We start from the raw sequence: 12,857 nt of genomic DNA, 5'->3' as shown, positions 1-12,857 counted from the left end.
CGGACCTCCCGATGTGATCGGGGACCCGGCGTTCGCGTTTCCCGTTCCCTCCGTCAGAGGGAGCGGAACTGGCGGGTGGCGGAGATGGCTCCGGAGGTGGTCATGGTGAAGGTGCGCATCGAGTCGGCGAACTTGGACAGGTCCCACTCGGCCGGGCCGTGGTACCAGTACAGGTTGTCGGCCTGCTGCCCGTTGCCGGTGACGGAGGAGACCACGCGGGCCCAGCGGTCGACGCTGTCGAAGATCACGGCGTAGGGGAGATAGCGGGAGAACAGCTCGACCCGCTGGGCCTCGGGGATGGAACCGCCGATGTCGCCCTCGGTGAGATAGCGGCGGAAGCCGAGGGTGTGCGCCATGGCTCCGGAGCCCTTGGCCGTCTTGGCGGGCATGTACTGGCCGCCGGCCGCCAGGGCCGCTCCGGCGATGATCACGGCCAGGCCGAGCAGGCCGTACGTGGTGAACCAGGCCAGCGCCACCGTGCCGAGGACCCCGGCGAAGGTGAGCACCACGCCCAGGGTCGTCCAGCGGGTGCGGACGCTGTCGGGGCGGCGGGCGAACCAGCCCTGGGTGACCACGTCCCGGTACAGGGCGTCGCGGACCTTGCCGAGCTTGGCGCCGAACGACCCGTGCAGCTGGGAGAGCAGGACGGCGTCGCGGCCGTCGAAGATCGCGTCGTAGAGGGCGCGCTCGTACGGCAGCAGCGAGGTGACCGGGGCGCTGGGCAGGCGCACCAGCATCCAGTCGGGGGTGTCGTAGGTCTGACGGGGCTGCTCGTCAATGCGGAGATAACCGCGCACGGCCAGATCCACGATCGTGGCCGTCACGTCGATCACGTCGGCCTGCTCGTCCATGAGCGTGCCGATCTGGCCGGGGCGCACGCCGTCCGGCGGGGCGAAGTGGCCGTTCTCGATCGGGGTGAGGGCGCCCGACTCGTGGCCGACCACCCGGGCGTCGCGCCCGCGGGTCCAGTAGAGCAGGCCGATGCCGCCGAGCAGCAGGATCAGCAGGCCGGCCAGCGCACCGCCGGTGACGGTGTTGAGGGTGAAGGCGTTGGCCAGCTCGAAGCGGCGCTCCAGGACGGGCCCGCCGGTGGTGGCGCCCCGGGGGTAGCCGACGACGACGGTGAGCACCTCGCCCGCGCCCAGGCCCTGCTGCTCGAAGTCGGCGGTGGTGCCGTTGTGGTCGGGGGAGGCCACGGTGCAGCCGACCGCGGAGGTCAGCACGCCCGCGAAGCAGGACAGGTTCTGCAGCTGGGCCGGGCCGGTCACCTTCACGGTGGCCTGCTCGACCGGGACCGTCCAGCCGCCCACGGCGTACCAGCGCAGCTCCTGGATGTCGGCCAGCGGGGTCACCGCGCCCCTGACGTCGTACTCGAACGTGGCCGTGCCCGAGCCCTTCAGGGTGATCTTGTCGCCGTTCAGGGTGGCGTCGCCCTTGAGCCCGCTGATCGGGTAGAGCCGGTCGCTGGTGTCGTCGTAGCGCGTGCGGCCGATCAGCTCGCGGGTCGGCGGGCTGCCCTCGAAGGTCACGGTCTCCTTGACGTGGAGAACGCCGTCCTGCCGCAGCTGGAGCTCGACCTGGTGGCTCTTCACCGCGCCGGCCAGGGCCGAGGCGGCCTCGACCGCGCCGGACGCGGCCGATGAGGGGTTCGCCGTACCCGCCGCGAGCGCGGGGGAGGCGCCCATGGCCAGCCCGAGGACGACCGCGGCGGCAAGACTCCCGGCCGCCCGATGCAAGAAAGATCCCGCCATGGGTCGGGAGCCTATCGAGAACGGCAGGCGAGTGATGGACGCCCCCGGTCTGATTTTTCCGTCGATGAACTGACAAAGGATTACATCCGCTAGATTGCCGCCCGATGATCCTGTCTGTGGAGAGGCGGTCGCATGCGCCCACGCGGGCCGAGCCCCCTGGCCTTCGGTGTCTTCGGCGTCCTCGCGACGACTTTCGCCGTGGTCGTGGTGGTCGCCGCGCTCGCGGGCGGTGACGAGGCGCAGTCTCCGGCCGGGCCCGGCTCCGGGCCGGTGGCCACCCGGACGGCCGAGCCCGTCCCCGCCGACGGCACCGAGATCACCCCGCCGTCCTACCGGCCGCCGCAGCGGCTGGACCTCGGCACGCAGGGCGGCTCCCGGATCGCGCTGACCTCCCGCGGCACCATGCAGGTGGACCTGCGGTACATGAACCGGTCGCAGACCGGCTCCCGGCTCAAGCGCAACCCGCTGTACGGCACCGGCACGATGCGCCCCACCAGCTGCCGGGCCCCCCGGCCCTCGACGCAGCAGCGCGCCATGCTGGCCTACCTCAACGCGGTGACCGGCTGCCTGGACCGGTCCTGGTCCGCCAAGTTCTCCCAGGCGGGAGCGGTCTTCCAGCTGCCCCGCCGGGTCTTCTGGTCACGCCCGGGCCGCGGGCCCTGCGGCACCTACCCGCTCGCCGGCGCCGCCGCCTACTACTGCCCGTCCAACCGGGGCATGTACATCGGCCTGTCCCAGGTGATCGAGCAGAGCGGCAACGCCGACCCCGCCCGGAACCACGTGCCCTATCTGGCGGTGCTCGCCCATGAGTACGGCCACCACGTGCAGTCCATGGCCGGCATCGGCGGCGCCTGGTGGTGGGAGGTCTCCAGCCGCTCCCAGGCGGCCAGGGACGCGCACTCGCGCCGGTCGGAGCTGCAGGCCCAGTGCTTCTCCGGGGCGTTCATCCGGACCGTCCGGGTGCCGCTCGGCGTCACCGCCGCCCGCTGGCAGGCCGTACTGGAGCAGGACTATCGGCGCGGCGACGACCAGAACGGGCTGGGCAAACGCGACCACGGCAACGGGCAGAACTTCGCCGCCTGGCTCAACCACGGCTGGAGGTACGCCCGGCCGGGTTACTGCAACACCTGGGCCGCCCCGTCCTCGCACGTCAGCTGACCCGCGGGGTCGCGCAGGCAGCTCAGGACGGGCCCGGCGCCGCCGATCCGCTCGCGGACCCCCTGCCCGTCCCCGCCCGTCACGTGACCGCCGGAGGTCACGAGGACGACGAGGACGGTGAGGAGGACGACTGCGAGCCAGATCACCAGGGCGCCGGCGGCGAGCTCCAGGATGAGGCCGCGCCGGCCGGAGCCCCCGTCCCGCGCCTGCCCCCGGTGCGCCATGCCCAGGGCGGCGAAGCCGAGGGCGGCGGAGGCGATCGGGAGCAGTGCGGCGGTCCAGGAGGCGAGGGGCAGGAAGCCGGACAGGAGGGCCGTCGCGCCCGTGGCGAGCGCCGCGAGCCCGAGGGCGTTTCCGGGCTGCGGGCGCCGGGCCGCACGGTCATGGCGGCCGGAGTAGGGACGGGGGTCGGATGGCAGGCCGTACGCGTAGGTCATGCGCCTCTCCTGTCCAGGGGGGTGGAGTCACACTGTTGACGGCTAGATACCCACCCGGGTTGCCGTTCTCTGGGAAATAAATCAGCGTTTCTGGAGCTCACCTAATGGTTTTTCATCCTTATAAGGTGATATTCCGGTCAGACCGCAGAGAAGATTTTCCATTCCGTGATTTTCCGGAGCCGGTCGCTTGTACCCGGATACACTTGGTCCTGCTCACGAGGGTCTCCCGGGATGGCCGAGGGGCGCCGCTCCGGGGGGAGGCGGGCGCCGGTCCGGCCGCGCGCTCCCGGGAGATCGTCGTTCATGTCGGCGGTTCAGATTTATCCGGGGTGTCATGCGCGGGCCTGTTGAGAAACGACCTCGGTTATCCGCGATAGCCGTTTTTATGGTGATTTGCTGCCTTGTTTCAGGGTGCACTCATGACGCCGCCGCCCTGCCGGTCGATCGGTCCGCGGAGCTGCCGGCCGGCCGGTCCGCGACCCGGGCGCCGGTCGTGATGATCATCGGGGACAGCTTCACCGTCGGCTCGGGACCGGTGGCGCGCTGGCAGAGCTACGCCGCGCAGACCGCCCGCGCGCTGGACTGGCAGCTCATCACCGCCGGGGCGGCCGGGACCGGTTTCGCCACCCCCGGGCGGGCGGGCCGGACCTTCGAGGACTCCTTCCGCCATGAGCTCGCCTGGCGCCCGGCCCCCGACCTGCTGATCGTCTCCGGCGGCCACAACGACCGCCGTCCCCCGGCCGGCCAGGTCCACCGGGCCGCCGTCCGGCTGCTCGACCTGGTCCGGCGGCGCTGGCCCGACACCACGATCGTGGTGATCGGCCCGTTGTGGATGGGGGCCGTCCCCCGCTGGGCCTACCAGGTCAGGGACTCCGTCGCGCTCGCCGCCGAGCAGGAGGGCGCGGCCTTCCTGGACCCGCTCGGCCGCCACTGGAGCAGGACGATGATCCTGCCGGACGGCGTGCACCCCACGCTGGAGGGCCACGCCCGCATCTCCCGCTGGCTGGTCACCGCCCTGGACGAGAAGGGCCTGCGCTCCGCCTTCTGAAGCCCCTGACGGCCGTGTAGACCAGGCCGGCCACGGCGAGCACCACCTCCGCCACGGCGGTCGTGGTCTTCACGGTGGTCAGCGCGGGCAGCCACGCCGCCGGGCCGGGTGCGGGATGGCGGGTCAGCAGGATCACCAGGACGGCGTTCTCCGCGTAGTCGGCCACCAGCGCCGCCACCGGGACCACCCAGATCCACCACCGCACCCGGCCCACGCCCAGCGCCGCCGCCAGGGCGCAGGTCAGGGCGAGCAGCGGCGGGATGAGCAGGTCGAGAGTGGCCAGCAGGACCAGATAGCGCTCCCGGCCCTCCTCGCCGTAGGCGGCCAGGGCGCGGTACACGCCCTCGGCGGACTCGCGCGGCTCCAGGTCGAGGATGCCGACGCCGCCCGAGACCTCCTTGATGCCCGCCGCGCTGAACGGCAGGCCGACGTTCGCCAGCAGGAGGACCGGGGCCAGCAGGGCCAGCAGGATGAGGAACGTACGGGGCCGGACGAGGCGTGCGGCGTCCCGGGCGCGGGACATCCCGCCGGGAGGGGAGAGTGTCATCGGGCCGTCTCCTTCATCGGGAGGGGGAGTGTCATCGGGCCATCTCCTTCAGGGTTGCGGGCAGTCCTTCGCGGATCGACGGGTGGCGCAGGGTGAAGCCGGTCGCGGTCAGCGCCGAGACGTCGGCGGCGGCGTCCAGCGTCAGCGTCTCCAGTGCGACCCGGCCGGCCAACTGCGCGGCGGGCCACCGGGGCAGCGTGCGCGGGGCGGGGGCGCCGAGCAGCCGGGCGGTCTCCTCCAGCAGCTCGCGCAGTGTCGTGGCGGTGCCGTCGGCGGCCACGAAGCTCCGCCCCGCCGTCCCGTCGAGCCCGGCCACGTGGAGCAGGGCGCGCGCGGCGTCCTCGACGTGGATGAGCGGGAGCCGGTTGTCCCCGGAGCCGAGGACCGGCATCCGCCGCCTGACCAGGCCGGGGACGATCACGTCGCCGAAACCCTTGCCCGGGCCGTAGACCATGTTCCCCAGATAGACGTGGACGGCGGGCAGCCCCGACCGCTCGATCAGGCGTCTGACGGGCAGGCCGATGTGGGCGAACCCGACCGGCACGGTGCGCAGCGGGGAGGCGTGGGACACCGTACGGCCCGCGCCCGGGTCCAGGTCGTCGACGCCGCTGACCGAGACCAGCAGCGGCCGTTCGCGCTCGGGCAGGGAGGCGAGTGCCCGCAGGACCCCGGAGGTCGTCCCCTGCCGGGCGGCGCTGACGCGCCGGGCCGCGCGCCGGGTCATCCGGCCGGGCAGCCGGGGCTGGACGAGGTCGACGACTGCCGCCGCCCCCCGGGCGGTCTCCGCCCACGCGCCGGGATCCTCCACGGTGGACCGGTGGGGCGTCCCGCCCGCCTCCGCCACCCGCCGGGCGGCCTCGGCGCCGCGGACGAGACCGGTGACCTCCCACCCGGCCGAGGCGGCCTCCCGTACGGCGGTGCGCCCGATGAACCCTCCGGCTCCCAGGATGAGCAGTCTCATGTGACTCCTCCGCTGTTGCTGATCAAGATGGTTAGCATTTGCTAACTCCACGGTGCGGAAAAAGGCCCCCGCGGGGGCCGTGGGTGTCGGCCGCAGGTCATGGTTCCCCTGCGGTGATCATGCGAGTGATCAGGAGCTTCAGTGCGGTGCGCACCTCCTCCGAGGAGAGTTCCCCGAAATGCCGCATCCGGGCGTACTGCGCGACGGTGCCGGAGATCGCGGCCACCATCAGGTCGATCGGAACGTCGGTGGTGACCTCGCCCTCCGCCGCTCCGTCGCGGAGCAGGGCGCGCAGCAGTTCGATGATGGACCGCTCCCGTTCGGCGGGGGACAGTCGCGGCCAGTAGACCCGGAGGTTGTCCTGCACGTAGAGGAACACCTCGGGCTCGCCGTCCAGGAGCGCGGCGAAGGCGTCCAGCAGCGACCCGAGCCTCTCGCGGGAGGGCCGCCCCGGCGCGCAGGCCAGCGCCGCCCGGTCGTAGAGGCGCGCGTAGCACCTGCCGAACAGGTGCAGGGCCAGCTGCTCCTTGGTGGCGAAGAACTTGAACAGGGCGGGATTGGTGTATCCGCCGGCCCGGGCGATGTCGCGCACGGTCGTGCCGTCCACGCCGTGCTCGACGAACAGCCGCAACGCCTCGGTCAGGATGCGCCGCTTGGAGGGCGGGTCACTCTCGTTCACGAGGAAGGGATGGGCCATGGAGAGGAAGTTAGCATTTGCTAACCGTCCTTGTCGAGCGCGGACCGGGCGGGGGCGGCGAGTACGGTGACCCGCCGCCCCCGGGGTGCGCAGCAGTCCCGGGGACGGCGCGCTGAAGGCCTGGCGAGGCGTTACGGGGCGGTACGGGGCGGTACCGGGCTCCGCGGGACTCTAGGAGATGGCCGGGGTGGGCGGGGTGCCGGTGCCGCTCCAGGAGCCGATGAAGCCGAACGTGGTCGAGCCGCCGGCCGGGATGGAACCGTTCCAGGCGGCGTTGGAGAAGCTGAAGGCGTTGCCCGAGGCCGACATGGTCGAGCTCCAGCTCTGGGTGATGTTCACTCCCGAGGGATAGGTCAGCGTGACCCGCCAGGAGGTGACCGGACCGGAGCAGGTGATCTTGACCTCGCCCTGGAAGCCGCCGGGCCAGGAGTTGACCACCCGGTAGGCGGGCGTGCAGCCGGTGCCGGAGCCCGCGGTGGTGGTGAAGGCGGTGGTCTCGGAGTTCGCGGAGGTGTTGCCGGCGGCGTCGCGGGCGACGACGTGGACGGTGTAGGCGGTCTCGGGGGTCAGGCCGGTCAGGGTTACGGAGTTGGTGGCCGAGGACGCCAGCTTGGTGGTGCCCCGGTAGACGTCGTAGCCGCTCACGGCCCGGTTGTCGGTGGAGGCGGTCCAGGTCAGGGTGGCCCCGGTGGCGGTGATCGCGGAGGCGGCCGGCTTGCCGGGCGTGGACGGCGGTGTGGTGTCGTCCGGCGTGGTCCCGCCCGCCAGGGCGTCGTGCACCGCCGTGTACGACGGCTTCTCGCCGTAGTTCTCGTCGTAGATCAGGGCCGCGCCCTCGCCGGGGAAGGTGTCGGGCACCCAGGAGTACCTGTCGGTGAAGCCCCAGATCGTGACGCCGGAGCACCGGCTCACCGCCACGCAGGCCTTGACCACGTTGGAGTAGTAGGTGGCCTGCGTGGTGTCCTTGGTGGTGTTCCTGGGGGTCTGCATCCGGACGTCGAGCTCGGTGACCCTGACCTCCACGCCGAGATCGGCGAAGCGCTGCATGTTCTCCTGGACGTTGGGGAAGCCGTACTGGATCGCCAGGTGGCTCTGCAGGCCCACGCAGTCGACCGGCACGTTCTGCGCGCGCAGCGACCTGACCAGGTTGTACATCGCGGTGCTCTTGGCGTTGACGCCCTCGACGTTGTAGTCGTTGATGCAGAGCCTGGCGTCCGGGTCGGCCGCGCGGGCGGCGCGGAAGGCGTCGGCGATGTAGCTCTCGCCCAGCCTCTGGTACCAGAACGAGTTGCGCAGGCTGCCGTTCTCCTCGAAGACCTCGTTCACCACGTCCCAGGACTTCAGGACGGGGTTGCTCGCGTAGCGCCCGACGACCCTGGCGATGTGGTTCTGCATCGCCGAGCGCATGGCGTCGGCGCCGAGGTTCTGCACCCAGCTCGGCGTCTGGCTGTGCCAGACCAGCGTGTGGCCGTGCACCTGCTGGTCGTTGGCCTCGGCGAAGGCCACGACCTGGTCGGCCCCGCTGAAGTTGAACTGGTTCTGGCTGGGCTCGGTGGCGTCCCACTTCATCGCGTTCTCGGCGGTGATCTGGCTGAACTCCGAGGCCGCGATGGTGCGGTAGGTGCTCTCGTTGGCGAGCTGAGAGGTCGCCACGGCGGTGCCGATGAACTTGCCGCGCGCCTCGGCGTGCGCGCGCAGGGTGTCCGAGGCGTGGGCCGGTGTGGCGGGCAGGACGGCCGCGACCACGGGGAGGGCGGCGAGCGTCCCGGCCAGGATCGCTCTGCGGATGGCGGACATGGGGTTCCTCTCTCTGTCTGAGACTCTCTGTCTGAAACTTCAGGCGATCGAACGAAACTTTCGGAAACGGGTCTGGGAGAGGGGGTACGGCGCGACGGCCGTACCCCCTGGGGACGGGTCAGGAGATGGCCGGGGCGGGCGGGGTGCCGGTGCCGCTCCAGGAGCCGATGAAGCCGAAGGTGGTCGAGCCGCCGGCGGGGAGGGAGCCGTTCCAGGCGGCGTTGGAGAAGGTGTAGGCGTTGCCGGAGACGCTCAGGGTGGAGCTCCAGTTCTGGGTGACCTTCACTCCGGCCGGATAGGTGAGCGTGGTCTTCCAGGAGGTGACGGCGGCGGTGCACTTGACGGTGACCTCGCCCTGGAAGCCGCCCTGCCAGGAGTTGACCAGCTTGTAGGTGGCCGTGCAGCCGCTCGGCGGGGTCGGGGTGGTCGTGAACGAGGTGCTCTCGGAGGCGTCGGAGACGTTCCCCGCGGCGTCGCGGGCCACGACGTGCACGGTGTAGGCGGTCTCGGGAGTGAGGCCGGTCAGGGTGAGGGAGCCGGCGGCCGAGGAGCCCAGCTTCGTGGTGCCCCGATAGACGTCGTAGCCGCTCACGGCGCGGTCGTCGGTGGAGGCGGCCCAGGCCAGGGTGGCCCCGGTCGAGGTGATCGCCGACACGGCGGGCTTGCCGGGCTTGGTGGGCTTCTGCGTGTCGGGGGTGCCGCCCCCGCCGTAGATCTTCGCCTCGACGGCGGTCTGGGCGATGCCGTCGGCGCCGTTGAACAGACGCTGGCCCCAGGAGGTCAGGGCGTTGACGTTGAAGTTGGTGACCTGGTCGAGATACTCGACGCCGCCGCCGTTGCCGCTCCAGGACCAGCCGAAGTAGCCCAGGCCCCGCGACTGCGCCTGGGACATGATCGTGTCCTCGTCGGGGTCGCCGTCGGAGTGGTTGTGCCCGAACTCGCCGATGACCAGGGGGAGCCCGGCGGTCTGGAACGCCTGGAGATAGGCGGTCACCTCGGCCGCGGTGTCGAACACGCCGTACATGTGGATCGAGAAGATCGTGTTGCGGTCCGGGTCGGCGGCGAAGACCGTCTTGGCGTTGTCCCGCATGGTGAAGGACCAGTCCTGGCCCCAGTTGGGGGCGTCGACCATGAGCGCGTGGTCGAACCCGGCCTCGCGCATGCGCTTGATCGCGTTGGAGGTGGCCTCGGTCCAGCCCGGGGTGACGGCGTTGTTGCCGATCGGCTCGTTGCCGATGTTGACGATGACGTAGTCCTCCTGGCCCTCCAGCGCGCTCTTCACGCTGATCCAGTAGTTCACGGCCTGGTCGAGGGTGTAGGCGCCGCTCTGCTCGCCGTACCCGGTGGTGTCGTGGTTCTCCAGCACGCAGATGAGCTTGTTCTGCTTGCACAGGGAGACGACGTTCGCCACGTCGGCGGCGCCGTTGGCGCTCCACCGGCCGCCGCTGAGCACCACGCGCACGGCGTTGGCGCCCAGGGACTTGATCCCGGCGAAGGAGCTCGTCTGGGAGGTGTACCAGGTGTGCGCGTGGGAGGTGCCGCGCATGATGAGCGGTGTGCCGTCGGCCTCGACGATCTTCGCCCCGCTCACATGGATGCCGGTGTCGGCGTGGGCGGGGGGTGCCGCGGCGAAGACCGAGGCGAGGGCCGCGGCGAGCGCGGCGATGGTGAGTCGTGTTCGCATGAGCTACCTCTGGGAGCCTCTGTGGGGAGGGGGCCGGCCGGGCGGAGGGGTCCGGCCACGCCCGGCCGGGGTTCGGGGTCGGCCCGCGGCGCGGCCGATGTGGGCGATCGGCCCGCGCCGCGGGTGGTCGGGACGAGGATGATCGGGAAGGGTCAGTTCGCGGTGCAGCCGATCGGCGTGGGCATGCCGTTGGCGCCGTTCTGGCTCGCGGTGAATCCGAACGAGGCCGTCGCGTTCGGGGCGAGCGCCCCGTTCCAGGCCACGTTCTTGACGGACACCTCCGCGCCCGTCTGGGTGTGCGCGCCGTTCCACAGCTGGCTGATGGTCTGGCCGTCGGGGAAGCGCCAGGTCACGGTCCATCCCCTGATGGCCGCGGCGCTCTCGTTCTTCACGGTGACGTCGGCCTGGAAGGCGCCCTGCCAGGAGTTGGTCACCTTGTAGACGGCCGAGCAGCCGCCCGCCGGGGCGTCGGTCGTGGTGAACGACGTGCTCTCGGAGGACTCCGAGGAGTTGCCGGCCGCGTCCCTGGCCACCACGCGCACGCTGTACGCCGTCGCGGGGGTCAGGCCGGTCAGGTCGAAGGAGGTCCCGGAGGCCGTCCCCGCCTTCGTGGTGCCGCGGTAGACGTCGTATCCGCTCACGCCGACGTTGTCGGTCGAGGCCGTCCAGGTCAGCCTGGCCGAGCTGCCGGTGACCGCGGACACGGCGGGCTTGCCGGGCCTGGAGGGCGCGATCTCGTCGTCCTCGGGCGGCGGCTCGTCGCCGGGCGGGTTGCCCCAGATCTTCGTGCTCCCGGAGTAGACGGTGATGTTGTCCACCCGCACCGGGGTCGCGCCCGGCGTGGTGGCCACGCCCTTGTACGACCAGTCGTCGGACGGGTCCCAGGTCCCGGCGCTGGCGATGCGGAACTGGACCTCGCGCCGGTGCTGCGACTGCCCGGCGGGGGAGATCGAGGTGCCGGAGCAGTTGACCGTGACGTAGTACGTCCTGCCCGACAGCAGGGTCGGGCCGGTCGGGGGCGAGCACTGGTTGTAGGCGGAGGAGACCGTGACCTGGCTCGCGGTGGTGTCGCCGTCGAGGGTGAAGTAGTAGCGGAAGGATCCGTCGGTCAGGTTCCGCGCCGGCCAGGCGGACTGGTTGCGGACGATCGCCTTGATCTCGGTGAAGTTGGTGCCGGAGGCGTTCACCCCGGCCTCGATGAAGATCTCCGGCCCGTCCGGGGTCTCCTCGGCGGGGAAGCCCGCCGCCGGGGTCCCGCCGTACTCCTTGTACAGCCGGGCCACCGCGCTGGTGAAGCCGGCGTTGTAGTCGGTGGCGACCTCGTTCATCACGTAGTCGTCGCGCTTGTCGGTGTACTTGTCGTCGGGGTCGGGCGGGCCGCCGACGAGCGCGCCGTACAGGGTGTGCCGGGTCTCGGCGGGGTTGGTGATCTGGTCGGTCCAGGAGCCGTGCGCGGTGCGGTGGTGCGGGTTCTTCGGCGGGTTGGCGCCGAAGCCGATCACGTAGGAGGAGTTGCGGGGGTTGTCGCCGAGCGCGTAGTCGATCTGCCGCTTGGCGAAGTCGTGATATCTCGCCTTACGGGTGGCGTCAGTGATCGAGTCGGCGTGCACCAGCGCCGCGAAGGAGGTGTTGGCCGCGTAGCGCAGCGACCCCCACCGATCGAGTACGGCCTGCCCGCCGGGCGAGTAGCGTATCCGCTGCCCGTTGACCCCGACCGTCCAGTAGTCCAGCCACCGGTTGGCGTCGTCGAGATAGCGCTGCTTGCCGGTGAGCTTGCTCAGCAGCACGTAGGCGCCGTAGGACTTGTCGTCCCAGGCGATCGTCCACTTGTAGGACCTGGTGGTGGACTGCGGCTCGGTGCCCAGGTTGTCGTAGTACGACTCGGCCTTGGTCAGGTAGGACGCCTCACCGGTGGCCCGGTGCAGCCAGATCGCGCCCCACACCAGCTCGTCGTTGTAGCCGCTCCAGGAGTTGTAGTAGCCCTGGGCGTCGGTGATGCACTCGCTGTACTTCTTGCGCACGGTGTCGGCGAAGGTGTACAGCTCCCGCGCGTGCTTCACCAGCGTGTCGGCGTAGGACGGGTTCGTCGGGCGGAAGACGATCGACGAGGCCGCCATCGCCGCCGCCGTCTCGCCGGCCAGGTCCGAGCCGCCGCACGAGGCGTCGATCTTGAAGGCGGGCCGGTCCATCGGCATCGCCTCGGCCGGCCCCCACCACGCGTGGTCCCGGCCGCCGTGGCCGACCTGCCCGTAGAGCACGTTCGGCGAGGGGTGCGCCTTGATGAAGTAGTCGTTGACGAACTTGAGGTTGTTCAGCAGATGGTCGAGCTGCCCGGAACCGGCGTAGGCGTCGCGGTACTCCACCGCGCCCCAGGCCAGCATGGTCGTGGTGAAGGCCATCGGCAGGCCGAACTTCACGTGGTCGCCCGCGTCGTACCAGCCGCCGGTCAGGTCGAGCCCGGCGTCCTTGCCGTCGTCGAGCGCCGAGTCGCCGCGCCAGGAGACGCGGTTCCAGCTCGGCAGCTTCCCCGACTGCTGGGCCTCGTAGAACCAGATGGACTTCTGCAGCGCCTCGCCGTAGTTGAAATCCGCCGCCGCGGACGCGGCGGCGGAGGCCGATGCGGCGGGCACCGGGACGGCCGCCAGGGCCGCCAGGGCGAGCACCGCCAGGGATCTCTTCATCGTGGGGGATGCCTCTCGGGACGATGGTGCCCGGGGCGCGGCGGCAGGTCAGGGGTGCCGCCGCGCCCCGAGGTCTTCGGGTCTTCTCCCGGTGGG

10 protein-coding genes are annotated in these 12,857 nt (G+C 71.3%); 2 read left to right on the top strand and 8 right to left on the bottom strand.

Annotated elements, in window-relative coordinates:
- Positions 1–53: 53 nt before the first annotated feature.
- Positions 54–1,751, bottom strand: coding sequence for a DUF2207 domain-containing protein (locus tag Pta02_RS24550; protein ID WP_203877280.1), 1,698 nt, complete (start codon positions 1,749–1,751; stop codon positions 54–56).
- Between the two features lie 132 nt (positions 1,752–1,883).
- Here Pta02_RS24550 and Pta02_RS24545 point away from each other — a divergent pair, with 132 nt between their 5' ends.
- A complete protein-coding gene (locus Pta02_RS24545; RefSeq protein ID WP_203877279.1) occupies positions 1,884–2,909 on the top strand; it encodes a neutral zinc metallopeptidase in 1,026 nt (341 codons plus the stop codon).
- On the opposite strand, the gene Pta02_RS24540 is transcribed toward Pta02_RS24545, so the two are convergent.
- Positions 2,867–3,346, bottom strand: coding sequence for a hypothetical protein (locus Pta02_RS24540; protein WP_203877278.1), 480 nt, complete (start codon positions 3,344–3,346; stop codon positions 2,867–2,869). The two genes, Pta02_RS24545 and Pta02_RS24540, sit on opposite strands and share 43 nt — an antisense overlap.
- Positions 3,347–3,842: 496 nt before the next feature.
- On the opposite strand from Pta02_RS24540, the gene Pta02_RS24535 reads away from it, so the two are divergent.
- Positions 3,843–4,394, top strand: coding sequence for an SGNH/GDSL hydrolase family protein (locus tag Pta02_RS24535; protein WP_239131216.1), 552 nt, complete (start codon positions 3,843–3,845; stop codon positions 4,392–4,394).
- Here the strand turns inward: Pta02_RS24535 and Pta02_RS24530 are convergent.
- The 6 genes from Pta02_RS24530 to Pta02_RS24505 all read right to left on the bottom strand — a co-directional run bounded on the left by Pta02_RS24530 (position 4,354) and on the right by Pta02_RS24505 (position 12,761).
- Positions 4,354–4,941, bottom strand: a complete 588-nt coding sequence (locus Pta02_RS24530) for a hypothetical protein (RefSeq protein ID WP_203877276.1) — start codon at positions 4,939–4,941, stop codon at positions 4,354–4,356. The genes Pta02_RS24535 and Pta02_RS24530 overlap by 41 nt on opposite strands.
- Before the next feature lie 31 nt (positions 4,942–4,972).
- Entirely contained in the window at positions 4,973–5,902 is a 930-nt protein-coding gene (locus tag Pta02_RS24525; RefSeq protein WP_203877275.1) for an NAD-dependent epimerase/dehydratase family protein, read from the bottom strand.
- A 97-nt stretch (positions 5,903–5,999) separates the two neighbouring features.
- Entirely contained in the window at positions 6,000–6,599 is a 600-nt protein-coding gene (locus Pta02_RS24520) for a TetR/AcrR family transcriptional regulator (RefSeq protein WP_203877274.1), read from the bottom strand.
- 171 nt (positions 6,600–6,770) lie between these two features.
- Positions 6,771–8,396: an endo-1,4-beta-xylanase gene (locus Pta02_RS24515; protein WP_203877273.1), complete on the bottom strand. Its 1,626-nt coding sequence runs from the start codon at positions 8,394–8,396 to the stop codon at positions 6,771–6,773.
- Positions 8,397–8,514: 118 nt separating this feature from the next.
- Positions 8,515–10,080: a cellulase family glycosylhydrolase gene (locus tag Pta02_RS24510; RefSeq protein WP_203877272.1), complete on the bottom strand. Its 1,566-nt coding sequence runs from the start codon at positions 10,078–10,080 to the stop codon at positions 8,515–8,517.
- Between the two features lie 152 nt (positions 10,081–10,232).
- Complete coding sequence (locus tag Pta02_RS24505) at positions 10,233–12,761, bottom strand: glycoside hydrolase family 9 protein (RefSeq protein WP_203877271.1); 2,529 nt, start codon at positions 12,759–12,761, stop codon at positions 10,233–10,235.
- Positions 12,762–12,857 lie beyond the last annotated feature (96 nt).

It is taken from the genome of Paraplanobispora takensis, assembly GCF_016863195.1.
In the GTDB taxonomy this organism is placed as follows: domain Bacteria; phylum Actinomycetota; class Actinomycetes; order Streptosporangiales; family Streptosporangiaceae; genus Planobispora; species Planobispora takensis.
The sequence above is the reverse complement of the archived record's forward strand: the minus strand, read 5'-3'. Positions and strand labels throughout refer to the sequence as shown.